Annotated in this window: 18 protein-coding genes and 1 pseudogene; 15 read left to right on the top strand and 4 right to left on the bottom strand. The window is 36.3% G+C overall.

The genetic code is table 11. From position 1 onward, the window contains the following. Positions 1-522 (bottom strand): annotated as a pseudogene (locus F3D68_RS01410) (ISNCY family transposase); the annotation flags it as partial. A gap of 528 nt (positions 523-1050) precedes the next feature. Here F3D68_RS01410 and F3D68_RS01405 point away from each other — a divergent pair. Together F3D68_RS01405 and F3D68_RS01400 are read left to right on the top strand one after the other, a co-directional pair. Next, positions 1051-2475: an SGNH/GDSL hydrolase family protein gene (locus tag F3D68_RS01405; protein WP_151192747.1), complete on the top strand. Its 1425-nt coding sequence runs from the start codon at positions 1051-1053 to the stop codon at positions 2473-2475. A gap of 145 nt (positions 2476-2620) precedes the next feature. Continuing rightward, the gene (locus tag F3D68_RS01400; RefSeq protein ID WP_151192746.1) at positions 2621-3388 is read left to right on the top strand and encodes a response regulator transcription factor; all 768 of its coding nucleotides are present in this window, start codon (positions 2621-2623) and stop codon (positions 3386-3388) included. Here F3D68_RS01400 and F3D68_RS01395 read toward each other — a convergent pair. After that, positions 3385-3882: a universal stress protein gene (locus F3D68_RS01395; protein WP_151192745.1), complete on the bottom strand. Its 498-nt coding sequence runs from the start codon at positions 3880-3882 to the stop codon at positions 3385-3387. The genes F3D68_RS01400 and F3D68_RS01395 overlap by 4 nt on opposite strands. A gap of 366 nt (positions 3883-4248) precedes the next feature. On the opposite strand from F3D68_RS01395, the gene F3D68_RS01390 reads away from it, so the two are divergent. The 10 genes from F3D68_RS01390 (at position 4249) to F3D68_RS01345 (ending at position 15377) form a co-directional block, all read left to right on the top strand. Next, complete coding sequence (locus F3D68_RS01390; protein WP_191092654.1) at positions 4249-5076, top strand: DotH/IcmK family type IV secretion protein; 828 nt, start codon at positions 4249-4251, stop codon at positions 5074-5076. Next, the gene (locus F3D68_RS01385; RefSeq protein ID WP_151192743.1) at positions 5073-6329 is read left to right on the top strand and encodes a TrbI/VirB10 family protein; all 1257 of its coding nucleotides are present in this window, start codon (positions 5073-5075) and stop codon (positions 6327-6329) included. Before F3D68_RS01390 ends, F3D68_RS01385 begins: the two co-directional genes overlap by 4 nt. 28 nt (positions 6330-6357) lie before the next feature. Beyond that, the gene (locus F3D68_RS11180) at positions 6358-7578 is read left to right on the top strand and encodes a hypothetical protein (RefSeq protein ID WP_191092653.1); all 1221 of its coding nucleotides are present in this window, start codon (positions 6358-6360) and stop codon (positions 7576-7578) included. Positions 7579-7693: 115 nt separating this feature from the next. Beyond that, positions 7694-10684 (top strand): hypothetical protein, encoded by a 2991-nt coding sequence (locus tag F3D68_RS01375; RefSeq protein WP_151192742.1) that lies wholly within the window; start codon positions 7694-7696, stop codon positions 10682-10684. Continuing rightward, positions 10674-11096 carry a hypothetical protein gene (locus F3D68_RS01370; RefSeq protein WP_151192741.1) on the top strand — a complete coding sequence of 141 codons (423 nt, stop codon included), beginning with the start codon at positions 10674-10676 and terminating at the stop codon, positions 11094-11096. Before F3D68_RS01375 ends, F3D68_RS01370 begins: the two co-directional genes overlap by 11 nt. Before the next feature lie 11 nt (positions 11097-11107). Next, on the top strand, positions 11108-11725 hold the full coding sequence (locus tag F3D68_RS01365) for a DotI/IcmL family type IV secretion protein (RefSeq protein WP_151192740.1): 618 nt from the start codon (positions 11108-11110) through the stop codon (positions 11723-11725). 96 nt (positions 11726-11821) lie between these two features. Continuing rightward, positions 11822-12265 carry a hypothetical protein gene (locus F3D68_RS01360; protein ID WP_151192739.1) on the top strand — a complete coding sequence of 148 codons (444 nt, stop codon included), beginning with the start codon at positions 11822-11824 and terminating at the stop codon, positions 12263-12265. Between the two features lie 72 nt (positions 12266-12337). Beyond that, positions 12338-13450, top strand: coding sequence for a hypothetical protein (locus F3D68_RS01355; protein ID WP_151192738.1), 1113 nt, complete (start codon positions 12338-12340; stop codon positions 13448-13450). A gap of 15 nt (positions 13451-13465) precedes the next feature. Beyond that, complete coding sequence (locus tag F3D68_RS01350) at positions 13466-14851, top strand: glycoside hydrolase family 26 protein (RefSeq protein ID WP_191092652.1); 1386 nt, start codon at positions 13466-13468, stop codon at positions 14849-14851. After that, on the top strand, positions 14841-15377 hold the full coding sequence (locus F3D68_RS01345; protein ID WP_151192736.1) for a hypothetical protein: 537 nt from the start codon (positions 14841-14843) through the stop codon (positions 15375-15377). Before F3D68_RS01350 ends, F3D68_RS01345 begins: the two co-directional genes overlap by 11 nt. A 162-nt stretch (positions 15378-15539) precedes the next feature. Here the strand turns inward: F3D68_RS01345 and F3D68_RS01340 are convergent, their stop codons facing one another. Beyond that, complete coding sequence (locus F3D68_RS01340) at positions 15540-16733, bottom strand: sensor histidine kinase (RefSeq protein WP_191092651.1); 1194 nt, start codon at positions 16731-16733, stop codon at positions 15540-15542. Between the two features lie 438 nt (positions 16734-17171). On the opposite strand from F3D68_RS01340, the gene F3D68_RS01335 reads away from it, so the two are divergent. Further along, entirely contained in the window at positions 17172-18593 is a 1422-nt protein-coding gene (locus F3D68_RS01335) for a response regulator (RefSeq protein WP_151192734.1), read from the top strand. Positions 18594-18627: 34 nt separating this feature from the next. Here the strand turns inward: F3D68_RS01335 and F3D68_RS01330 are convergent, their stop codons facing one another. Beyond that, on the bottom strand, positions 18628-18807 hold the full coding sequence (locus F3D68_RS01330; RefSeq protein ID WP_151192733.1) for a hypothetical protein: 180 nt from the start codon (positions 18805-18807) through the stop codon (positions 18628-18630). Between the two features lie 269 nt (positions 18808-19076). On the opposite strand from F3D68_RS01330, the gene F3D68_RS11505 reads away from it, so the two are divergent. Further along, entirely contained in the window at positions 19077-19343 is a 267-nt protein-coding gene (locus F3D68_RS11505) for a PQ-loop domain-containing transporter (protein WP_224728199.1), read from the top strand. A gap of 50 nt (positions 19344-19393) precedes the next feature. Continuing rightward, positions 19394-25264 carry a non-ribosomal peptide synthetase gene (locus tag F3D68_RS01320; protein ID WP_151192732.1) on the top strand — a complete coding sequence of 1957 codons (5871 nt, stop codon included), beginning with the start codon at positions 19394-19396 and terminating at the stop codon, positions 25262-25264. The last annotated feature ends 81 nt before the right edge of the window (positions 25265-25345 follow it).

Here is a 25345-nt window from a genome sequence, read left to right as displayed (position 1 = left end):
ATCCGTTGGAAAATGCACGTTACGCTCAACAACAAAAGAATCACAACGCGCCAATAAGGGCTTGTCTGTAGCATTCAATAAACCATGACCATGGTTAATCATGATGACATTTAATTGAGATAGAACCTCCTCAGTCAGCAAGCCAACATTATCTTTAATGGTTTGCAAAGCATAGCGTTTATTCTCATCTAGAAAACCATGACCAAGCATTTGTCGTAACGTCCTATGTTCATTGGCTAGCTCTTGCAAACGATCATAATCACAGTTGAGATTTAAACGCACAATGCCAAGCACAAACACTCGCCACATATCCATCCCCTGACGACCTGTGTTTATTTGTTTGTCACTTAACACACTTGCCAAGACGATTTCAAGTTCTTGACGTGCTTGCTTGTCTTGATAAACAGATTGCAAACCTAAAAGAATACGAGGGATATCATCTCTTGAATCAAGGTTAATCTTAATGTCACCAATGTATGTTTGACCAAAACTTAATTGGGGAGATAAAAGTATGTTGCGCATAGAAAGTTAAGCGAAGATTTTTTCTTGTCGTCTATTTTCTCAAAAAAATAAGGGAAGTGTGACAGAAATAGTACTCAAATCATCAAGAAACAACGTGAAATAAGCTTATGTGAGAATAGAGTTAAAAAACTTCATTTGAAATCTCTGGCGTCAAAGCCTTATTTTATATGATCTCCAGTCATTTCCGGTCAGGCACTAGTTATATCGAAGAATATAATGAAAGTAACGATGGTTTAAATCTTACGGTATGTGATTTGAATAAATAGCTATATCCCTGCTAGGCATAAAGCTTGCCATAACAAATTTTAGCTTTTAAAGCAGATATACCTATCGTAGATCATGTTACGGTGTTTAATGACACAGGGAAAAGTAGATACAAAAAGACATTAAAATTGACTTTTTGAGTGGTTAAAAGCCTGAAAATATCAGTGTTTATATCGATATATCTTAAGCAGTTGGATTTATGCATAAATGAGCTGATTTCTGGTTAAATTATAATGAAGTACAGCAATCACAAGGGAAATCACTATGATGAAAATAAATAAGAAATTAAGCACAATCACTTCTATTTTTGGTTTGTCCTTGCTTGCATCTTGCAGCTATGGCAAAGCGGGAGTTAATGTTTATGTGAAAAATAACTGTGAAACCACTCAGTACGTGGAGTCACTGGTGGATAATCAAAAGATGCCAGTTGAAGCAGTCGTATCTCATCAGCGTTTGCTTTTAGGGTATATTGATACCGGTTATTTGTCTGATAACATAAAGGCTCAGTATCAGGTTTATCAAGATGAGCTAAAGGAAAATAAGCTTGGGCGTGTTGAAATTAATCTAGATAATTACTGGAGCAAAAATCAATATCTGGCGCAGACAGACAATCAAAATATTGCGATTGATATACCTGAGCGTTCTTGGCAGAACTGGATAGGCACGCCTAATATTACGCTAGAGTTATGCCCACATCAAACACTGGATATTGCAAAGGATTCATTACTTGATGGCGTTAAACGAGTGGTTGTCTTTGGTGATAGTTTATCTGACGAAGGCAATTTATTTAGTTTAACCCAAGGAGCCATTCCAAGCACTCGAAATTATTACAATGGCATGTTTAGCAACGGCAATACGTGGTCAGCGATGTTAAGAAATGCATTATCCACAGCGGATATTAAGCTTAGTAATTATGCCGTTGGTGGAGCAACCTCGATCGATCACAATACTACGAATCAGTTATCTTATAATCTAACCTATGAAACGTATATGTATCAAAGCAATGCATTATATGAAAATTGGCATGATGCAGCGTCAACATTGGCTATTATTTGGATCGGTGGCAATGATTATTTAATGCAACCAGCAACTTTGGATGAAAAGGCGCAGCAACAGTTAACTACTGAGGTGGTTAGAGCGATCAAGGCAACAATTGATGAGCTGATTGGCTCCGGTATGAAGAAGTTTATCATCTTCAATTTACCAGATTTATCACGTGTACCATCATCGATTATGATAAATAAAAATACTCAGGTGACCGAAAAACTCACTCATCAGCATAATGAAAAATTAAAACAGATGATTGCATTACTTGGTCAAGATTATCCAAGTGATTATGTCTTTAAAGAGGTTGATGTGTCTAGTTTATTTCAACAATTTACGGATAAATCACAGTGCAAAGCTATGAATGATCAATATCACATGATGATCGAAGTAACCGATTTGCCTTGCTATCGTGGTGGGTATTCTTGGGTTAATATAGATTTGCTCAAAGCAGCTTATAGTGCCTATACTGAGCAGGTCTTACCAGGACTAATGAGTTTGAAAGATATGATTTATAACAGTTATCAATATTTTAATGTTTGTAGCAATCCTGAGAATTATCTTTTTTACGATTATGTTCATCCTACGGCGCAGATTCATGAAATCATTTACCAACAATTATTGCTAAAAGCAATCAAAAGCTAAGGAATCAACTTCATTCATTAAGTATCAGAATATATCTGAGTGAATCAAATATTATACTGATATTGACTGATTCACCCTTGTTGCATACGCTAGATATTGTAACGAGTTATAGAAATTTGTATTGAGTTAATAAGAAGGAGATACAATGAAACCAAGCAATAAAATTCTAATTATCGATGATGATAATGAAATAGTAACACTTGTGTCAGATTTATTAAAAAAACATGGCTATAGTACAGATTGTGCAGAAACTGCAGAGCAAGGTATGAAAAAGCTAAGATTGAAGCCTGATTTGATACTATTAGATATTATGTTACCCGATGGTGATGGTGTCGATCTGTGTCGTCAAATTCGTAGTCAATGTGATATTCCAGTGATTATGATCACCGCAGTTGATAGTGATATTAAAAGAATCTTAGGTTATGAATTTGGGGCATGTCAGTATATTACCAAACCATTTAATCCAGATTTGCTGGTGGCACAAGTAAAGAGTGTATTTAATATTAAACGCACGCCAAAAAAAGTGAACTCACGTTATATTTGTTTTGGGCCTTGGCGGCTTGATATTTATGAAAGAACATTGTTTGATCGAGACATGGTTACCGTTGAGCTCTCTAGAGCTGAGTATGACCTGTTGATGCTTTTGATTGAAAATGCGCGTAGAGTTGTTTCAAGAGATCAGATCACCAAAACCATGCACAATAGAAATTATGATGGTATGGATCGTTCAGTTGACATTACTATCGGGCGCTTACGTAAAAAAGTGGAGCAAGACACCTCACATCCACGCCTTGTAAAAACCGTTCACAGCAGCGGATACATCCTAACAACAGACGTGTACCACACCGATAGCCTAACAGATGAAATCCATTATACGGAGCACTCGGATTCAACTGAAGTAAAACAATTTTAATGAATCAATTCCCTTTTTTGTTGCGTTTCCTTGTTAACGCGATTGAGATAGGATTTTTTGGAAATAATCACATCACAGTCTAGCATGCCAATAATTTTTTCCTGATTGCCTGTTACATGGCGCTCCCACAGACCATGTTTTTGTCCATTAATAATAACGCAATCTATATGCTTATGATCAACATATTCAATAATTGCATTAACAATAGAGTTGTCAATGATGACTTCCGATAGGATGTTATAATTGGCATCTAAGGAAGATATAAGTTGAGTGAGCTTTGCTTTAGCCTCAGTTAATTGCTCCTCATTAAGTGTATTAATGACACCAATTAAAAAACCTGTTGTATCAAGCACTTTAGGTATTACTGTCATAATATGAAATTCAGTATTTTGAGGAAAAAGATTAAGGCTTGTTTCATCTATAACGCATTTATGCTTCTCATAGATATCTAATGCGTAGAGTACTCTCAATGGTTTATTTCGTAAATTATCCATAAAATATATCCTTAGATGTTTATTATCGCTTATTATCGCTTATTATCGCTTATTATCGCTTATTATCGCGCCCCGATCTTATGCTTTATTTAATAGCAGAAGTATGCATGGAAAGTAATAATGTGTAACATAAAAATCATATGCTTATGCTATTGATATCTATGCATTGAGTTATCTGCTTTAGATTAATTTTACCGATAAATATGTCATTTTGCGCATCAGTTCATTGTTACAAATTAAGCAATTTAAGTATATTTGCAGCATATTGTATCAGTGATGATGAAACGGATGTTAAAACGATTGAACACAGCAAAAATAGTAAGGCGATCAGTTGCATGTATGCTTTGTGCTGTGATGGCTATGCTTTTGTTACAAAATTCTCTTTATGCAGCTACAGCTTCTAAATCTTTAGACGCAAATGATGAACAGGCGTTTAATAACGTATTAAGGCAAGACTTTGCAATGTCACCGACACAAATTGAGAAGTTAAAAACAATCATCAGTGCGCATCAGCAGGCAACTGAGCTATCACCAGGGGAGACTTTAAGTGCCCAAAATCGCACATTAAGTGCGAGTATTAAACCAGGAAATACTAAAGATGCACCTTTAGTGATTGTAACAAAGGGGATGGTGACCTCAGTAGTTATTACTGATCAAAATGGCAGTCCATGGCCGTTGGATTCCTTTACAGTGGGAAATCCTGATGATTTTAATGTCAAGCAATCAGGCAAAAGTGTGTTATTGATTCAAGCACTCAAAAGTTATAGTCATACCAATATGGCATTAATGCTTTCAGGGGTTGCCGTGCCATTAATGATCAATGTGATCTCAGGGCAAGATAGTTATGATTCACAAGACTATATCCAAGTGCAAGCCGCACAAGCAGGAGATCAAAATCAGGAAAACTTAGATCAAGCGCCTAAATACCTTCAAGAACTACTGGCAGGGATTAGCTTAGCTGGTGCAAAGGCGCTGACTATTGAAACAGATTCAGATGCCAGAATGTGGGATTATCAAGGAAAGTATCTTTTGTTAACTAGTTCAACTTTATCTTCTCCAGGCTTTGATGCACAGGCTTATAATACGATGAGTCATATGCATGCCTATAGTTTAACTAAAGCGCCTTATATTTTGTTAACGGATAAAAATGGATCTACGCAAACGATTCAGGTAAGCGGTGAGGAACAGTCATGAAAGGGGTAATTAAAAAACTATTAAGTATGCCAAAATCACGGATTGTTATTGCCGTTATGTGTATTTTGTTTATTGCTGGATTTCTTATGAATAGCTGTTCAAGTTCAAGTGAAATCAACAAAGGACAACCGATGAATTCGTCTATTGAGAATACACCACTTAATCTGCAGCAAAATAACAGCATTTCGGTGAGTAATTATCAACAAAAATTACAGCGCTATAATAGCGATCAGTACAATCAAGCAGCCATAACGGGGAGAAGCTATTTTCAACGCCCAGATGGTCGAGTGAATAATATGGCTCGCGCGCAAAGTCAATTAATGGATCATCATGACAAAAGTCACACAGATAAGGCTGACAAAAAGAATATACCAGAAGAAACTCCTGTAGATGAGTCGATAAAAGTAGATCCAAAACAAAGCGCGTTATTACAAAGAAATCAGCAGTTAAATCATACTAGTGATGAAAATCAGGCAGCGGCAATTGAGCAAAGATCACAAGAAGATTTGAATGCGGTATATAACAAGCCACTTAGTAATGAGCAAGCAGAACAGCTTTATCAAAAAGATGTACAAGGCGTTGTTTCTGTATGGGCAAATAAATCGCAAATGGCAATGACACAATCGCCTAAGGATAACTCAGGTAATATGGGTGATAATACGAGCCAATTAGATAAGTCAGTACTGGTTAAAGCAGGATATATTGGTTTTGCCGTGATTGATACTTCGGTCAATAGTGATCAGATTGGGACACCTGTGTTGGCACACATTGTTGAAGGACCATTAAAGGGAGCGAAGCTCTTAGGTGGTTTTACGCGTGAAGGGGATTATGTTGTGGTTAAATTTAATCTGATGTCAATGCCAGGCAGAAATCAAAGTATTGCTATCAATGCTTATGCGGTAGATGGTTCAACCGCGCAAATTGCATTGGCTAGTGACGTTAATCATCACTATATCGAGCGTTATGGTAGTTTATTTGCTGCAGCATTTTTACAAGGGTTTGGTACGTATTTCTCCAACCAAAATCAAAATCAACAGATATGTTTAAGTGGGCAAAGTGGTGGACTACTACCGTGTTTTAATGTCAACAACAATAATCAACCGACAGTGAGAAGTGCTGCATTTTCTGGTCTTGGGCAGGTTGGTACGGCATTAAGTGCCAATATGGCATCGATCTTTAACCGACCGCCAACCGTTAAGTTATATCAAGGTACTGGTGTTGGGATTTTATTTACCAATGATGTGAGTGCATAAGTGTACGAATGAAAGGAAAAGAAAAGATATGAAACACAAGCTATTGGCAATAGTTGAAAAACTAAAAAACTTGAAGCATTTAAAAGCACTTAAGCGCCTAAAAACATTCGTTATTAATTGGCGGTCAATCAAGTTATTTGAAAAGTTAAAAGATATGAACGGCTTTCGTTTGCAGTTTGCACATGTCGTTATGGCGGGGGTTGTTGTAGTTATTGGTTTTGGTGTGTATTTAGGCTATCGAATAGTCGTGCCTTATCACGCTAAACCAGTGACTGCAGCAATTAATCAAGGGTTTGATGATTTTCAAGCGGTCAATTCCAATCATCTAGAACAGAACAACAAGACAAGTCAGGCAGCTGATAGTCAAAGCAATATATCGTCGTTGCCATCAAATGCAACCAAAAAATTACCACAGGCTAATACTAAGAGCATGCCAGAGAATAAAGCAAATGATATGGTTCATTCGGATAATTCGATGACTAATCAGAGTGGTTTGATAGAAACAATCGATAATGAAAATAAGGTAAATAAGGTAAATAAGGTAAATAACGCTGATGTTGGTCAATCGATGCTTAAAGCACATGATACAAATGAAATTACCGTAAACCATAAGATAAACAATGATACTCTGCGTTCTTCTGGTCAAAATACGACAAGGGTTAAGCCTTTTCAGTCTGATATTCGTCAAGATTTATCGGCAGCTGATAATGCGAATATTCATTATGATCCAAGGACTCAGAGCGATCCTGAGCAATTAGCTGTTGAGCAAGATCAAATAAATAGACATATGGAAGCAAGTTCACAAGTAGCAACACATACAAAAGTATTCAATCATAGAATGTCAGCACTTGAGCAACAGGTGAAATCATTTTCTGAGCAACAAAAGGCGTTGATTGAACTGCTTAAAAATGAGCAAAAAATGCAAGAAAGTCAACAACAGCAGGCAGCGCAAGAAGCTCAGCAAAGACAGAAAGTGTCGATGGACTCGCTGATTAATGGTAATGATATCACTGCACAGAAAGTACAACAGATGTACGAGATGTTGCATGCATTAACGATGAAAAATACCTTGATTAAAAACCCATTATCACTGGTTGCAGTCGTTGGTAAATATGCATGGTTACAAAATGACAAAGGCGTTACGCAATCAATAACACTTGGCGATAATATCGATGGTTACGGTAAGGTGTTAAAGATTGATGATCAGAAAAATGAAGTGTTGATGAGCTCTGGATATGTTTTTCAATAAATAGCGGTTATGAAGATATTCCCATCAAAACAGTAGGGGCAATTCATGTAAGGGCAATTCATGAATTGCCCTTACTTTAATTTAAGATAAATGATAAATAATATTATAAGAAAATATGAAAAGCTGGTTTGAATTTATACATGGTGGTAGTCGGGCATTGGTTAGCTGGCTGTCGCATTATTTAAAGCAAGATTTACATGCGTATTGCGATCTATATGCGCTGGATAATGAGCAGTCAATATTGGTTAGTAAAGATGGCTCAATTATGAGTGTTTTTGAGTTAGAGGGCTTTTCACAGGTTTCATCGATTATGCAGTTGCAAGCTTTATCCGATAAACTATCACAAGTTTTACAACCTTATTTATCAAAGCTTGGACATAGTTTGCAGTTTGTGGTGGATTATAAACCGGCTATGGCAGCAGACAAAGCTTATGATATAACACAAAATTGGCAGAATAATTTAACCTTATTACAAGCAGATATTCCTAAAGAGCTAGTCGCGTTAAAGCGGCAACATCTGATACAGAACTGTTGTGATTTACGGGTTTTTATTGTGGTCTCATCACATCTAACCCTTTTAGATAAAGAGGATATTAAACGCTTTAAATCACAAGCAACGATCAAAGATAAAATGGTTTTGGAGCATATGTCTGATTATTTGGTACAAAGCGCTGATATGCTATGCGCGTTACATGCAGGGTTTATTGAGAGCCTTTGTGAGGTTTTTAAACAGTTACAATTAGCTATAACCTTGCTTGATGGCACTGAGGCGATACGTTTGATAAAAACACAAATTTATCCGCATAAGGATCTCTCCAATTGGCAGCCAAGAGTAAGAAGTGATTCGTGGGCACTACAAACGCATGAGCAAACCAAAGAAGCCACGCTTGGTAATATTGCGTTAGATCGTCAATTATTAACCGATACATTAACCATTGAGAAATCAGAGACGATTGCATGTGATGATCTATTGGCAAGCGTCATTGGGCTTGAGTTTTTTCCACTTGAAAAAGTAGGGTTCTATGCCTTGTTTAATCAATTAACCGCTATTAATGCACCATTTCGGATCAGTTACTGTATTCGCCCGGGCGGACAAGCGCTGTTAAAAATCAAATCGATTTTGGCAAAATTTTTAGCTTTTAGTCATGCCGATAATAAGCTTATTCTAAATGCACGTGATTTATTGGCTGATCTTGAGCGTTCAGAGTCTCAAGCGATTGTTAAAATGACGATGCTATTATGCACTTATGTGACCAATCAGGATGTATTGCAGCTTAAGAAACAAACGCGCGCGCTAACTAAAGCGGTGAATGCTTGGGGCAGTGCGCAGATCAAAGCGCATCACGGTGATCCTTGCAAGGCTTATGTTGATAGTATTATGGCGATGACACATGCCCCGATTGATCCGGCAACCGCAATGCCAATAAAAGCGTCACTTTATATGCTGCCATTGCAGATTCCAGCGCAAGTTTTTGCTGATGGAGGTGTTCATTTTCGTACACTTGAGCGCAAGCTGTGGCATTATCAATCAGGCTCCAGTGAGCAAGTCAGTTGGGTTGAGATGATTTACGCCAGAAGTGGCTCGGGAAAATCAGTATTGCTTAATACACTAAACGATGCGGTGGCGATGTATGCTCAGTCGAAACAGTTACCGATCATAGGAATCATTGATATTGGTGAGTCTTCTTTTGGTATGATGAGACGTTTACAGGCGATGGTACCTAAACATGCAGATTATATTCAATATCATCGTTTAAGCTTAAGTGATGATATGGCAATTAATGTCTTTGATACGCCGTTGGGGATGAGAAAACCTAGTGCGCACCAAAAGCAGTTTTTAATCAACTTTATTGCTATCTTGCTACAAGATGCATTAGATCGTGATTTACCTGAAGGGATGACAGCGATGTTATTATTGATTATTGATGTTAGTTATCAGATGGTAAGTGATGATCATCAGCCAAAACAATATATTCTAGGCAGATGTTCTAAGATCGATCAATATTTAAATCAACAAACCTCAGATCAAACATTTGATCATTGGTGGCAGGTGGTTGATTATTTGTTTGGTCAGGGAGAATATACGCTTGCTAAAAAGGCACAAGTATATGCCATGCCTACTTTAAAGGATACGGTAAGTGCATGTCAGTTTTCACAGATTAAAGATATATATTATAAAGTGATTGCGAGTACTAATGAGACCTATACACAGAACTATAATCGTCTGATTTCGGCAGCGATTCGCCAATATCCAAGTTTGTCTATGGCATCTGAAGTTGATTTTTCAGTGGCACGTATCTTAGCACTTGATCTTAAGTCACTAGATAGTAGTGCAGCGGATAAACATTTCAAACAAACGACGATTGGTTATATGTTGGCAAGGTATGTGCTTGGATTAAATATCTATCTACCAGATGAAAATGATATGCTCAATGCACCTGATATATATCATTCGTACCATCAAACTGAGTTTGAGCAATCATTGCATACAAGTAAAAGAATTGTATTTGATGAATTCCATCGTACAAGCAGTGCTAAAATAGTGCAATATCAAGTTCAACGTGATATGCGTGAAGCCAGAAAATATAAAACACAAATTGCCTTAGCATCACAATCTTTGGAGGATTTCTCGCCACAAATGATCAGCTTTGCTACCTCGATGTTTATTATGGGTAATATGCAGACTAGTAGCTCAGAAGAAACGCTTGGGCATTTTCAATTAACACAAGATGAAATCAATGTTTTGAAGTCTCATGCGCATGGTCCAAGCCATCAGGGGGTGACCTTCTTAGCTAAGTTTATAACGAAAAAAGGTACTGTTGGTCATGCGCTGAATCTGATCTTACCAGCGATTGATTTGTGGACGTATACGACAACCAGTGAAGATATGTATGTGCGCAATCATCTTTGGAAGAAATATGATGTGATCGCTGTGTTAAAAACATTAGCTGATATTTTTCCCAAGGGGACATTACAGCAAAAATTTAGGCTATATAAACAAAGATATCAATACAAGTCAGTCGATGACATTTTAACATTAATGATTGATGAGCTTATCCCATTAGTTGAAGAGAATATACTCAAAGAGGACGATTATGCAGAATGAACTAGCTTATTGGAAAAGTTATGAAAATCCGGTGATTAATAACTTGTTAGTGAACTTAGAAGCACATGAAAAAACACTGACATTGACCTTAAATGATGAGGTGAGAGAGAAGCTTGAAGTCTTATTAGAGCATTTGTGTCACACACAGTTCCAAGCGCAATATGCCGATCTTTTAACCGATGTTTTATCACAACTTCCCAGTGCTTATTTGTCGTATTTCTTAGCGCAATTAGCAAAGCATAATGGCGATTTTTTTAAAGCAACTTTAGATCATGTGGTGGGCTTGCCTTCTTCTCATGCGCGCAAAGCGGTATTAGAGCGTGCTGGCGTTGTTGAGAAGCTGCAAACTTTGGCACGTATTTTTAGTGATGAAAGAGTTGAGCGAGTTACACACATTCTACAAGCAATGTAAATGAGGGAAATATGTCAGAAGTACTGCAAGAAGTCATTGAGAAAAATAGTTTTTATCGTAAGCATTATCAAAAAATATTGCATTTATTTAGTATTAGTCTGCTGATTAATGTGGTGGTTTTATGTGTGTTGTTATTCAATCATAATCGTACTGAATTGCGTTATGTTTATGTCTTGGCAGATGGGCAAGTCGTACAGTTGCAGTCAACACCGACATTAAAACTCAATAGTGACAATCTCGTGCAATGGGTGGCAAATAATGCGCCGAAGCTTTATCAGCTGGATTTTTTAAACTACAAAGTGCAAATGCAATCAATGCGTCCTTTATTTAGCGATGATGGTTGGCAGAGTTATATCGCTGCTTTTACATCGGTGCTAGCGCAAATTCAATCGCAAAAGCTGGTGGCTCAAGCGGTGGTGACAGGCTTGCCGATGATTGTGGCAACAGGGTATTTAGATGGTCAGCCAAGCTGGAAGGTGCAAGTGCCAATTGATTTGAATTTTCAAAAAGATAATCAAACACAAGATACGCAATATATTTTAACGTTGACGATCAAAGGTATTGAGCCAAATTTACGCGATTTGCGTAGTTTTGAAATCGTTCAAGTATTAGCGATGACAAAGCAATAATCAAAAACTTTGTGTCAAAATGGTCATAATAAAATTTTTATTGTAATTAACAAATGTTTATCATGAGAGGTAATGCAATATTAGGGGTAATACGTAATGAATAAAACAACCAAAGAAGTAAAGCTTGAGCAATTAGGGAGTCAATCTCATCCTAAAGTAGCGGCGATTAACGCGCTGTACCAACAGTTAAGTGACAAGCGACAAGCTCAAATTGACCGTTATGCTGCGTGTTTACAAGCGCATGATTTTCCGATAGCAGCAACACAAGATAATAAAATTAGACTACTTGCTAATGAGGTATTTAATGGCGTTGAGGAAGGATTTGAAACTAGGTTGAACAATTTATCAAAGATACAGTCGGAAGATGATGCTTATGACTATATGAATAAAGCCTATCAGCAAGAAGAGAGACTTGAGTTTGATCAAAGTGATGAGGTACAGGACGCAATGAATTCAAAGAATTCAACGCCAACAGGGAGCAATATTGAAACTTACCTTGCAGGTGATAAGGCAAATACAACAAACAATGATTATGAATAACTGTTTATCTAATATTATCAATCGTACCCTGAGCGTAGCCGAAGGATTTATAAGTATTTAAAGGACAACAATGTGGCAAGACAACAAGGCATGTCTGAAGACAATAGCGTGACACATATTTTTATTGCCGGAAGCATCATTTTTTTAGGCTTCGTTGGTTATTATTTTTTTGCGACATATATCAATATGGCGTATGTTGCGATAATGCATTTTGAGTTGAGTTTTTTTGGATTTTTCTCACATAGCGCAAGTTTGTTAAAAAACCAATTGATGCGCATTAATCCAAGCACGATATCCTTTAGTGAATTAATGGCACTTAATAATCAGGTTGGACTTGCATTGCGCCTATCGGTGGCGGTTCTTTTAGGTGTCTTAATTTTTGCTGTGGTGTTACTACATCCTAAAAGACTATTTAATGTTTACTATGATATGGCAAAATTAGCAAAACGAATGGTTGCTCATTTTAAGCATATTCAGCCAACATTAGATCAATCCTTAGAGAAAACATCATCTTGTCAAGGCGCATGGGCTTCAGCGCTTAGCGTTAAAGATTTTCTTAAACAATATGATTTGTATGAAAGTCATGACAATAAAGCAGTGTCAACGGACAAGGCAGAATATGTGAGTCAAACAAGTAAAATAAATAAAATAAATGATATTAAGCTTGAGCAAGAATTGTTAAATCAATTAGGATCGAAGTTTAATGGATTTTCGACCTTATCAATCAATGAGCAGATTTTATTTACGGCATTTGCCTTAAGAATTGCGGGCAATGATCGTCAGACGCAAGCTTTATTAGAGAAAGCTTCTACCGACAAAGTCAATGCCAATGAGTTGAAATCGATGGCTCAATCAGTCTTAGAGCATCCAGAAGTCACTTTAATATGTCAAAAGCATGCCTATGTGCGAACACTGTTATGCGGACTTTTAGTGAAAGCCAGATCAACTGGTATTTTGGCAACAGCAAGCTTTTTATGGCTTAAAACAAAAGATCGCACGTTGTGGTATACCTTAAATAATGTTGGCAGGCAAGCGGTTTTTATTGAAGGGGCTGCAGCGTATAGCCATTGGCAAACTGAAAATGCTGTTGGCTTTAAGGTGGAAACGCCACTATTGGAACAGTTGATTGAGGCAGTAAAAAAAAACATCCTAGGATTAGCTGATAAATTCATGTCAACTTGTTAAGAAAGAAAAATGATAATGATAAGAAGAAAAATAAAAAAAATAATTGGTATAACAACTTTGTCCACTATGATGCTATCGAGCACATCAATATATGCAGTAAGTAATCCGATTTTGAATCGTTTGACTGATGCAAATGCTTCGCTTAATACGCAGCATGTATATGATTTTTTAGCTAGTTTAGAGAGCTGTGCTCGTGATGATTATTGTAATCATAAAACCGTTATCGGTGAGCATGAAGAATTGCAGCAAGAAGTTTATAATGCGGCAAATTATGGTGATCAAGCCTTACATATGATGGCGACGAACTCATCCTATCCCCCAGGGTATTACTATAATAAATCGTATTATTTAAGCAAAAAACTGCCGGCATTTTTAGAATTAGATATGGGACCTGGCTGGTATCAGTCAGACTGGGGAGCGTTTCAACCTAGAACATATGATCAAAAATGGCAGTCTGGCATATATAATTGGAAATATGTTGATTATGTGTTGGATCTAGCGATGAATGTATGGAAAGGTTATCCGCGTGGACGTGATTACTCTTATAATTATATGCAGCAGGCTGATCCAAGCTTTTACTGTCAATCAGAAAGTTGTGTTACACCACAGTTTGATTATCCGCATAATGGAGGTACTGCTGCTGGATTGATTGGTTTTTCTTTTCATGAACCCTATCCAGGTGCGCCAAAAAAAAGCTTTCAAAATACACAATTAAAAAGCCTGCCGACAGAGTATGGTCAAGGCAACAACAATGATTTTCTTAAGAAAGTTGTTGATTGGCAAGATAAAACACCAGAGTATGAGTCTTTGTTAAAGGACTTAAGTTATCTTGCTGATCAATTAAGCTATTTAGCTAAATTTAATGTTCCTGTTTTATTACGGCTCTATCATGAAATGAATGTGCCCAAAAGTCAGTCCAATCCATTTTGGTGGGCAGGAGATCCTTCTGATTATAAAGCGCTATGGATAATAGCCTACGATTATTTGGTTAAAACCAGAGGACTTCATAACCTAATCTTTGTATGGGCGCCTTTAGCATGGGGTGATGGCTATGCTACAGATCCTGATGCGTATTATCCAGGCAGTCAATATGTTGATATTGTTGCGGTTGATGATTATGTTACTTCACCACCACCGCAATACTATTATGACTATCTTCAAAAATATAATAAACCGCGGATGATGGCAGAAACTTATAGCGTACCCATTGGCGAAAATGATCGTGATGAGCTATCAGCTAGTCCTTGGGTTATATGGAGTGTATGGGGACAGGGGCTGACGAGTCAAAATTCAGCGCAAGATGTTGATGACACCTATAATAATGCTAAGGTTTATACCGGTGGTGCATATGACAGTCAATTTAAGCCAAATTATGATTGGGGGCGATTACATGGTGAATAATCTAAAGCATCAATGGTTTTTTGAAAGAGGTCAATTTGAAACATATCAAGCATGGTTGAAAACGATCAATAAGGATATGTTAGCGTGTGAGGTGAAAAGGTGTGGCTTATGCAATACCGATGTTATGCAATACTCGTTGGCGTTGCAGCCATTTCCTATCAATTATGCTTTTGATGTGGTTGACAATGAATCTACTTGGATATGTCAGTTGTGTATTCATAGTATTTTTGTGTGCGATAGTTTAAATAATAAGCCAACAAACGGTTGTTTTATCTATCTACCTGAAGTTAGTCAAGCGAAGCTTAATTTTTTTATAAACTGGCTACAGCATGGTGATGATCTATCAGTGCTTGATAAAAAAAGCTTTTATGCTGAGCTTAAGGCGTGCCAAAGTCGTTGGCTAGATGTCTGTGGTGTGGATATTAGTGATCCTTTTTACTTTAAACTGTTTTATCAGCAGCATATGGATACAACAAAACATTGGTTTGACAAAACTTGCTTTTTACCTAATGTAGGATGTGACTAATTGAAGTGATCCACTGTGTGCGACTAGGACTTCGTATAGCTATGTAATAATGAAAAAATAAGTTGAGCTTCAATTATCCCCCTCACCCGCGCAGCTTAAGTTGCACGACCTCTCCCACAAGGGGAGAGGTGTTAGCTGATGCAACTTATTCTTGATTCATTACTATAGCTTCCAATAAATGCTAACAATAAGCCCGTGGCTATCCGTGCGGTTTTTAATGCTTATATGCCCTTTATTTTTGATGATAATTTCTTTGGCGATGGCAAGTCCTAAGCCTGAACCAGGAATACGATGATTGCGCGCGAGATCAACGCGATAAAAAGGCTCAAAAATCTGAGATAATTTATCCTCGGCAATACCAGATCCTGAATCAATAATTTCTAGAGAAATCGTGTTATTAAGCGCATCGTTGATAAGCTTGATTTGAGCATCTCCGGCATACTTCAGGGCATTATCAATAAGGTTTTGTAATACGCGTTTAAATGCCTTACGTTGAAGCTTTATAATACATGGTTTGATATCGGATGATATAAACTGTACATTAAAGCCCGCGTCATGGTATTCATGATACATCGACTCCACAAGATCACTAAGATTAACTTGATTAAAGTCTTCTTCAAAGTAGCTCTTTTTAGCAAAAACCTGTATTTGATTAATAAGATAATCCATATCACTGAAGTATTTCTGCAGGGCTTGCTGATCTTTGGGGTTAAGATGGCTTTTGCTATAAAGGGTTGCTTTGGTAATCGGTGTTTTAAGATCATGTGAAATCGCAGCAAAAATACGCAATTTTTCGTCATTGATTTTGTCAAGTTTTTCGCTAACAATTGAAATAAGCTCTGCCATGTTTTTAAAGTTGAATGCACTTTTGTAAGTAATTAATTGCTGATCGATAGCAAGATCATCTGCAATTTTCTTCATTTTTATAAAAGGATTAATCAGTTTTTGTGTATAGAAAAAATACCAAGGAACAATGACAATAAGACTCATGGCAAACATTGCAATGATCAAATAAAAATAAAATCTTTCAGAAGTATCGACGACAAAATTGGCACAAAAATCATTATCATAACAAACGGATAAATGCTGTGAATGAAAACTAATACTTGAGATCTTTGACATAATACTTTTGCGAATCGATTTATGCAGCAGTGTTTGTTGGCTTTGCAGCGTATTAAGATCAAGATAGATGGTTTTGCTATAGATAGGATAACTAGAGAAATCAATCCTGATATGGTTTGATATTGGCTGTGGCGAATGCTCTTTGTTTAGGCTACTGTGCGTGCTGACAAGTGCAGTGGCATTGTCTGTGATTAGGTGAACGGTTTTATGATATTGTGTGTTGCAATAACTCAAAAGTGACAAGACAACTAGACTGAAATTAATGATCAAAAAGCAGGTGAATATAGCAGGGAAAAGCCAAAATTTTATATAGTACTTGTGCATGAGTGTCTTATGTTCATTTATATTTGTTACTCTGACTGATTAGTTAAATCTCTTTTGTGACTGAAGACTAGTAAAGGATATGGCAGAAATGACATCAAATTAGCGCAATTTATGTTGCTATTGTCAACTATATCAATTTAATGCTGCATTATGTATCAAGAAAATACTTTAAGATAACGTTATATTACGGAAATATAATAATATAAAGTGATGAAAAAATTATAATATGGAAGTCGTTACGACGAGAAATGTGTGATACAGCCAATCATCTCTTTGCATTTTTTAGGTTTTTGAAATGGAAAAGCTGTATCTGTAGTGGAGTAGATATATTTAAGGATGTAAATAGCAATGAAAGATAGTGCAGAAGATAACGTAGAAATGCAAACATCTATAAAACTAACAGTGAATGGATTTGATGATCCTTGTTATATCGTTGATAAGGAGGCAAAAATAGTTGACTACAACGATGCCTATGCTGAGTTGATTGGTGCAGAAAAATCGGATTTGGTTGGCAGGAAAATTTCTGATACTAAACTGTATTTCAATCATAAAATAGAACAAGGTAATCTGCAATTTATGGCGCAAGGGAAAACGGATTATAAATTTGAGTTGGAAAGTTATTATGACCCCAGTGGGCGCTTAGGAGATCTTGTCTTACAATCACATAAAATGCTGATATATGATGGTGATCGAAAAGTTATTGGTATGCTTTGTCGCGTTAAATTAACAGAAGGCAATAATAAGTTAGAGCTACAACTTAAAGAATGTCTTAACGCATTGAAAGGATACGTTCAGTTTCTGATGAAGGAAGATTGCTTTTTGGGTCAGCTTGATGCGATAGAAGGGGCTAAGGCGATTAGCGATAGCATGGCATCGATTAGTATGCAATTATTGGGCAGGCAATCTCTGCCGTTTTGGGAGCGGGTATATAAAAGAACAAAAGCAAATGATATTGCAAGATACTTTTTCTATAAGGCATTAATTATATATGATGAGATAAGTAGTGATCTTATGGTTGCTTTACAGTCAAGCTATTACCTTCAATTTGATATAACAACGCATAAAGACTTGATGAAACAAGATGATATGCTTCTGTCGTTGGAGAATGGTGAATATCAAATAATTATCACTAATATTATCGATCCAAAGCTAGCGTTATTAACAAAGAACACATCGTCTTGTTACTTTGGTATAAGAACAGAATCAAACGCAATACATCCTAGCTTGGCAACAACAAAAGAGATTGAAATTGTCAAAAAATTACGTATGGACGAGTTGGTTAGTAGTATTGATGACAATGTATTTAAGCCGTGGCGTGAATATATTGTTCAGATGATTAAAGCGCGGATTGCCAAAGAAAAGTATTTAAAAATTCTATATGTAGAAGATGATGAAAATTCAAGAGTGAGTTTTGAAAGATTGATTTCAATTTGCCCTTATGTTGGTGATGCACAAAAAGGAGAGTGCATTAGTGTCAGCACGCCTGTAGAAGCACTTACTGCTGTGAAGCATAATGTTTTTGATATTATTGTCGTTGATATAGGCTTACCTGAAATGGATGGCTTCGAATTAGCAGTACAAATACGCCAGTTACAGTGGCAGCAGAACAATATCGCTTGCCCTATCTATGGCTACACTGGGCATTTGATTGAGGCTGAGGAATTAAACTACCAAGCTTGTGGCGTTGATTGGGTTTTTCTCAAACCTGAACTCGCTATTGATATTAATAGGGTGATTAGAGATTTTGTGCCAGAAGAGATGTTGATTTGATGAACTCTGGTAAATCACTTCGCTAGGGGTATAACTAAATATTTGGTTTGCGAACTACATAATTTGCATTTTCTTTGGGGAGTTTATTTAACAAGTCAACTTTTACAGATTCTGGCATGTCGGCATCAATAATTTCTTGCACCGTCTTTTTACTACAGTGTCTTAGTGGTGTGTTGCGATTTTTTTTTATGTATTCAACCAAGGACTTTAGCATGATCTTGTTATCTCCTTTTATCTTGCGTGATGTTACTTGTTATTTTGCTGCAGCAACTGTAGCGTGGAAAAACTAGCGTAAAAAGCCAAATATTGAATCATATAGTATCAAGATTGATTCATTTTGAGATGATAAATGGATATAAAACATGAGGTGCTGTGATCATAATGAGAAACAGCCGAGCTGCTGATTCCCTCTTAATATAATGCCATGCAGTTCGGTGCTAGATTTACAGTGGTAACAAAGCGTTATTATGGAGGATTAAATAAATGTATGCCTATACTATTCAGGTCATGTTCGCGCTAAGTTTATTCGTTAATGCGTTACTTTTCTTGCCGCAGACAATTAAGGTAGTAAAGCTTAAATCTTCGGAAAACATATCGATTATAACATTTGCTGGGTTTTTGTTGATTCAGTTTGTTTGTGTGTTGTATGGGCTTTTAATCAAAGATTGGATTTTAACATCGGGATTTATTTTTGGCATGGTAACGTGTGTGACAGTTGTTATCACAGCAATCTACTATCGATTTGTATAAGCCCAATAACGCATCAGTATTAATTTCAAGTTTTCAAAGGAAGTCAAGTTTTGATAAGTAGTCAAGAAAATAATGTGTCAGTAGATGATCGCAGAGTCATTCACCAGTTGTTTGAGCGTCAAGTAGAAAAATCACCAACGTCACAAGCATTAATATTTGGCGATAAAAGTATCAACTATGAGATGCTTAACAGTCGATCTAATCAGTTGGCAAGAAAAATAAGAGTACACTATGAAAGTCAAGTCGGGAAAAGTTTCAGTAAAGGTGTTTTGATACCGCTTTATCTTGATAGATCATTTGAAATGGTTATTGCTATATTAGCTGTTTTGAAGCTTGGCGGTGCTTATGTTCCGATTGACCCAACTTTTCCAGATGAGCGTGTGCGTTATATTTTGAAAGATACTAATGCAAAAGTGGTTGTCACGCAGTCATGGCACAAGGAAAATCTGAAGAAGTTGGGTTATGAAGATGGGATTGTGCAAGCTGATGAAATGCATGAGATTGAGAGCTACAGTAAACGAAATCTCGACGTTGACACTAATGGTGATGATTTAGCTTATGTCATTTATACTTCAGGTACAACCGGTCATCCTAAGGGAGTGATGGTGCCACAAAAGGGTGTGGTCAATCGTATTCAATGCATGCAGAAGCAATATCCACTTTGTCCAGAAGATAGGGTATTACAAAAAACACCTTACAGTTTTGATGTATCAGTTTGGGAGCTATTGTGGGCGAACTGGTACGGTGCGGCAATTGTTATAGCAAAGCCTGATGGTCATAAAGATGCCAATTATTTACATCAGTTAATCATTGATCAAGCGGTTACTGTCCTACATTTTGTTCCTTCAATGTTATCTGTGTTTTTATCCTCAATTGCTTCTAAGACAATTACTAAATATCAGTTAAAGCGTATTTTTTGTAGTGGAGAGGCTCTTTCAGATGGCATAAAAGATCAGTTTTATGAAGTTTTTGAGCATCGAGTCATGTGTACGCTACATAATTTCTATGGACCAACTGAGGCCTCGATTGAAGTGAGCTTTCATGATTGTGCTAAAGATAAGAAAGTGACTATAGGCAAGCCAATTGATAACATGAAACTATATGTGCTAGATGATGATTTAAAACCACGTAAAAAAGGTCAGGTTGGTGAATTATGCATTTCTGGTATAGGGCTTGCAAGGGGCTATTTAAATTTAACCAAGCTAAGTGATAGTGCATTTATTATTAATCCTTTTGCTAGCGCAATAGAGAAAACCTTAGGATATGATCGTTTGTATAAAACAGGTGATTTAGTACGCGAACTTGATAATGGCGAGATTGAATATGTAGGACGTAATGATTCACAGGTCAAAATAAGAGGGTTTAGAATTGAAACAAGTGAAATTGAGCAGGTGTTGTCTAAAATAAACGGCATTAGACAGTGTTGTGTTGTTGTTAGAGTGCTAAATAACAAAACATATCATGTAAATAGCTCGAGTGAAAAAAGTAAAGCCTGTCTGGCAGATAGCCAGCATCAGGTATTAGTAGCTTATTACACTTTGGATAAAGCAATAAATTTGAGTCATTCAGCCATTTTAGAACATTTACAAAACTTCTTGCCTGAGTATATGGTGCCAAACTTTATTGTTAAACTTGAGGATTTTCCATTAACGGCAAATGGTAAATTAGATAAAAAAGCATTGCCTGAAGTAAGTGTTGACGTTTCTGGCTATGTTGCACCCTCAACAGAAAGAGAGAATAAAGTTTGCCAAATATGGCAAGGTGCTTTAAGTGTCGATAAAGTTGGTGTGATGGATAACTTTTTAGCCCTTGGCGGCAATTCAGTACTAGCGGTTGATGTGGTTGTACGAATGAAGCAATTAGTTGGTTGCCATTTTGATGCTTTAGACTTAATCAAAGGCAAAACAATCAAGGAGCTGTTATCTTTAGAATACATCGAGAATCAATATGAACAGTATCCATCGCAAGCTCAAATGCAGTCAGATGATTTACATCACTTTGAAAAAAGTATATTAAGTCATGTCTTAGCAACAAATAACCCTTTGATTTATAACGAAAGTTTTACTATTGAATATGCTGAGCACATTAGTTTTAAGGTATTTAAAGTTGCAATTGATTATTTGATGATGAAGTATGAATTGCTGAATAGTTCTTACTATGAAGAAAAGCAAGAAGGAAAATTATATCGGCGTTTAAATTTAGATCAATCTGTGGTATGTCAGCATGTTAAACTTAATAAAGGCAGTAAACTTGAGTTGTTTTGCAGACAAATAGATCAAACACCTTTTGATATTGAAAAAGATAAGCTCATTCGCTTCTATCTGATTGATGTCGATGCTAGACAATATGTATTTATTTCATTTTTTCACGCACTTTTAGATGCAACATCAATAACTAATATTATATTGCCTGATTTGTATCTTTGCTTACAAGAGGACAAAAGGTCATCGGTTAAACAACCAATTGCAGATTTTACTGCATTATCAATGTCAATCAATGATCACTATCAGCGAAATATGCAGCAAAAAATAAAATATTGGCAGCAAAAATTAGATAGCTACGAAGCGCTTGATCTTGGTTTTTCAAAAACCACAGAGGATGTCAAAGGTCAACAATTAAGTTGCAATTGGGCAACACAGCTAAGGCATCAAATTAAGTATGTTGCCAATTCACTTAAGATCAGTGAATATTCTGTATTGTATGGTTTGTTTACACTGATGTTAGCCAAGATATCTCAGCAAACACATTTTGCTGTGATTACGAATATTGATGAGCGAATGTATGTTCCTCAATGTCAATCGGTAGCAGGATGCTTTATCAATAATGTCATTATTGATGCTAACATCACACAAAATAAAACGCTAAAAGAGCATCTTGTAAATACTCATAAAAAAGTCATTGAATCGATTGAACAGGCATTGCCTTATGAAAGCTTGCTAGCAATCGATCGTGAGCAGGTACTGCAGTTATCGGATATCCAGTTTAACTTACAACCTGAAGAAGTACTGCATTATCCTTATATGCAAACTCAAATTAATTCACATTCAGGTTATGTCAAGCATGGATTGTATTTTGAACTTGATTTAAAGCAAGATCAGCTTTTATGTCGAGTTGAATTTGAATCTGCCAGATATCCTCGGTATTTTGTTGAGTCACTTTTGGATAGTTACTCTATATTATTAGAAGGCTTAGAAAAGTCACTTGATCACAAAATTTCAGAAATCAGCCTTTTAAGTGCTAAAGATTATCAGAAGGTGGTTTATGATTGGAATAGCACAGAAGCACCTTTTCCAAAAGACAAAACCATATATCAGCTTTTTGAGGAACAAGTCGCGAAAACACCGAATAATATTGCGATTGTTTATGAGGGAAAGGAGTTGACATATCAAGAACTCAATATAAAAAGCAATCAATTGGCGCGTCATATAAGAGAATCTTTTTTATTGATGACGGGTAATGAATTAATGCCAGATACATTGATTGCATTATTTCTTGAGCGCTCACTGGAAATGATCATCTCTATTTTTGCTGTATTAAAAGCAGGAGCTGCCTATGTTCCAATTGATCCTAATTTTCCACAAGAGCGTATTGTGTATATCCTTAAAGACACTAAGAGCAAGCTTTTATTAACACAGTCAAACGTTTTGAACAATTGCCCATTTTACATCGCAATAAAAGAAGATATTAAGTGTATTTTAGTTGATAAAAGCGACTGTTATAAAGGAGATTCACATAATTTGATTGGCTATAGTAGCTCAAGTGATCTTGCCTATGTTATTTATACTTCAGGCACAACGGGAAAACCCAAAGGTGTCATGATTGAGCATGAAGCTTATGTATCTTTTATATCCCGATTCAATCATAAGCTAGTGGGCGTTGGAACTATAAACATACTCAGTCTAACTAATTATGTATTTGATATATTTGGACTTGAATATGCTCTAGCGATCGCTCATGGTGGTACAGTTGTTTTGTCATCAATACATGATGTTAATGATCAAGATTTAGATAGATGCAATATTGTGCAGCAAACGCCAAGAGTTTTATATGAGTTATGCCAACAACACCAACATAAATTAAAAAACAAAATATGCTTAGTTGGCGGTGAACTTGCAAATGAAAAGATTATAGAGTCGCTATTATCAAGTTTTATGGCGGTCTATAATGTTTATGGTCCAACAGAGACTGTGATTTGGAGTGCAATTTATAAAATCAATCAATCGTCTGATTATGCAGTTATAGGTCGTCCTTTGGATAATGAGCAACTCTATTTATTGGATCACAATCTTAAACCTGTCATACAGGGAGGATTAGGAGAGCTTTATATTGGTGGTGTTGGATTAGCTCGTGGCTATTTAAATAAACCAGAGCTAACAGACAAATCTTTTTTTCAGAATTACTTAGTTAATCAAGTAACGCCATCCAAAAGCCTAGTAAGCCAAAGATTATATAAAACAGGTGATATTTGCCGATATCAGGCAGATGGCTGTATTGAATATATCGGGCGTTCAGATTTTCAAATCAAAATTCGAGGTTATCGAGTCGAGCTTGGCGAGATTGAAAGTAGATTGTCTCAAATTGTAGGGATTAAGCAAAGTTGCGTTATAGCAAAGAATAGTCATCAAGACAATTGCTACCTTGTTGGCTATTATGTCTTGGATAGGGACAATCAAAGAGACTTGAGTCATGAGGCTATACACAATGAACTTAAGCTCTTTCTACCTGATTATATGTTACCATCAATGCTTATAGAATTGCCAAGCTTGCCATTGACGATTAATGGTAAACTTGATCGATCTGCTCTACCGGAGCCTCATTTCGTTAATCAACAATATGTGGAGCCTCTTTCAAAGATAGAAAAAGCACTTTGTGAGTTGTGGCAGAGCGTTTTAAATATCAAAGTAGTTGGAGTAGACGATAACTTTTTTGACTTAGGGGGTAACTCTGTCTTAGCGATTACGATTGCGTATCGAATGTCGAAAATTTTGCAAAGTGAGATAAGAGTTGCAGATGTTTTTAGGCTAAAAACAATATCGACTATTATTAAGGATTGTACGCCCGATGCGCAACATCACCTTAAGGTCTTATCTCAAACAAAAGCGAGTGATCATGTATTTTGTTTTATCCATCCTGCTTTTGCGGGTTGTGAGGTTTATCAAACATTAGTGGATAAACTTTCGTTATCATATCTTTGTTTAGGTATTGAGAACTATAACTTTGGGAATGATAATAAAATCACAACTTTGTCAGAGATAGCACAGCAGTATTTATGTTATCTGAGATTAAGTCCTAATGTGAAAGATGCCCATAAATTGACTTTAGTTGGTTGGTCATTAGGGGGGCTTATTGCTTTAGAAATGGCATATTGGCTTGAGCAGCAAGGGCAAACTAATGTCAGATTAATTATTCTGGATTCACACATTCCTTATGGTCGTTCACTAAGGTATCATCCGCATTTTAATCCGGAGAAAGGTGGTCAAAAAATTGATAATTATATTAATGAAAGGATTGCTAATTTGGAACCAAATTATGCACAAAAAATTTTAATGAATAAAGATTATGACATAGCGATTGGGAATTGTAAACCGACAGGAAAATTAGAGCATATAACTACGGTTCTTTTTAAAGCAACCAAGCAGATTGGTTATAAGATTAGAGATAATAATACGCGTAAGTATGCAAAATATTTAAAGCTCGTTAAGGTTGCGGCAAATCATATGAATATTATCGAGGAGGTTAACAAGCATTGGTCGAAGTATGAGGTGGAATTTAGCTATAAGAGTACAAAGTTTGCGCCTAAGTTACAGGATTGGATAAAGAAAATAAAAAGAGAAATCCCGACACTTATTTTTGTATTGGGGGCGGTTGCCGTTGCAGCTTATTTAATTGGTGCTGATGAATATCTTATTGCAACCGTTTAAAGACAAGATGAGTATAATTCGTTCTCTAGATATTCTTTTTATAAGTATTGCTTGACGAGAGATTATCTAGTTGTATGAATG

The organism is Cysteiniphilum sp. JM-1 (assembly GCF_008711525.1).
Lineage (GTDB): Bacteria > Pseudomonadota > Gammaproteobacteria > Francisellales > Francisellaceae > Caedibacter.
The sequence above is the reverse complement of the archived record's forward strand: the minus strand, read 5'-3'. Positions and strand labels throughout refer to the sequence as shown.

What these genes read in the sequence shown, in the direction of transcription:
- F3D68_RS01405 (WP_151192747.1), top strand. Translation starts at nt 1,051, where the DNA reads ATGATGAAAATAAATAAGAAATTAAGCACAATCACTTCTATTTTTGGT.
- F3D68_RS01400 (WP_151192746.1), top strand. Translation starts at nt 2,621, where the DNA reads ATGAAACCAAGCAATAAAATTCTAATTATCGATGATGATAATGAAATA.
- F3D68_RS01395 (WP_151192745.1), bottom strand. Translation starts at nt 3,882, where the DNA reads ATGGATAATTTACGAAATAAACCATTGAGAGTACTCTACGCATTAGAT.
- F3D68_RS01385 (WP_151192743.1), top strand. Translation starts at nt 5,073, where the DNA reads ATGAAAGGGGTAATTAAAAAACTATTAAGTATGCCAAAATCACGGATT.
- F3D68_RS11180 (WP_191092653.1), top strand. Translation starts at nt 6,358, where the DNA reads ATGAAACACAAGCTATTGGCAATAGTTGAAAAACTAAAAAACTTGAAG.
- F3D68_RS01375 (WP_151192742.1), top strand. Translation starts at nt 7,694, where the DNA reads ATGAAAAGCTGGTTTGAATTTATACATGGTGGTAGTCGGGCATTGGTT.
- F3D68_RS01370 (WP_151192741.1), top strand. Translation starts at nt 10,674, where the DNA reads ATGCAGAATGAACTAGCTTATTGGAAAAGTTATGAAAATCCGGTGATT.
- F3D68_RS01365 (WP_151192740.1), top strand. Translation starts at nt 11,108, where the DNA reads ATGTCAGAAGTACTGCAAGAAGTCATTGAGAAAAATAGTTTTTATCGT.
- F3D68_RS01360 (WP_151192739.1), top strand. Translation starts at nt 11,822, where the DNA reads ATGAATAAAACAACCAAAGAAGTAAAGCTTGAGCAATTAGGGAGTCAA.
- F3D68_RS01350 (WP_191092652.1), top strand. Translation starts at nt 13,466, where the DNA reads ATGATAAGAAGAAAAATAAAAAAAATAATTGGTATAACAACTTTGTCC.
- F3D68_RS01345 (WP_151192736.1), top strand. Translation starts at nt 14,841, where the DNA reads ATGGTGAATAATCTAAAGCATCAATGGTTTTTTGAAAGAGGTCAATTT.
- F3D68_RS01335 (WP_151192734.1), top strand. Translation starts at nt 17,172, where the DNA reads ATGAAAGATAGTGCAGAAGATAACGTAGAAATGCAAACATCTATAAAA.
- F3D68_RS01330 (WP_151192733.1), bottom strand. Translation starts at nt 18,807, where the DNA reads ATGCTAAAGTCCTTGGTTGAATACATAAAAAAAAATCGCAACACACCA.
- F3D68_RS11505 (WP_224728199.1), top strand. Translation starts at nt 19,077, where the DNA reads ATGTATGCCTATACTATTCAGGTCATGTTCGCGCTAAGTTTATTCGTT.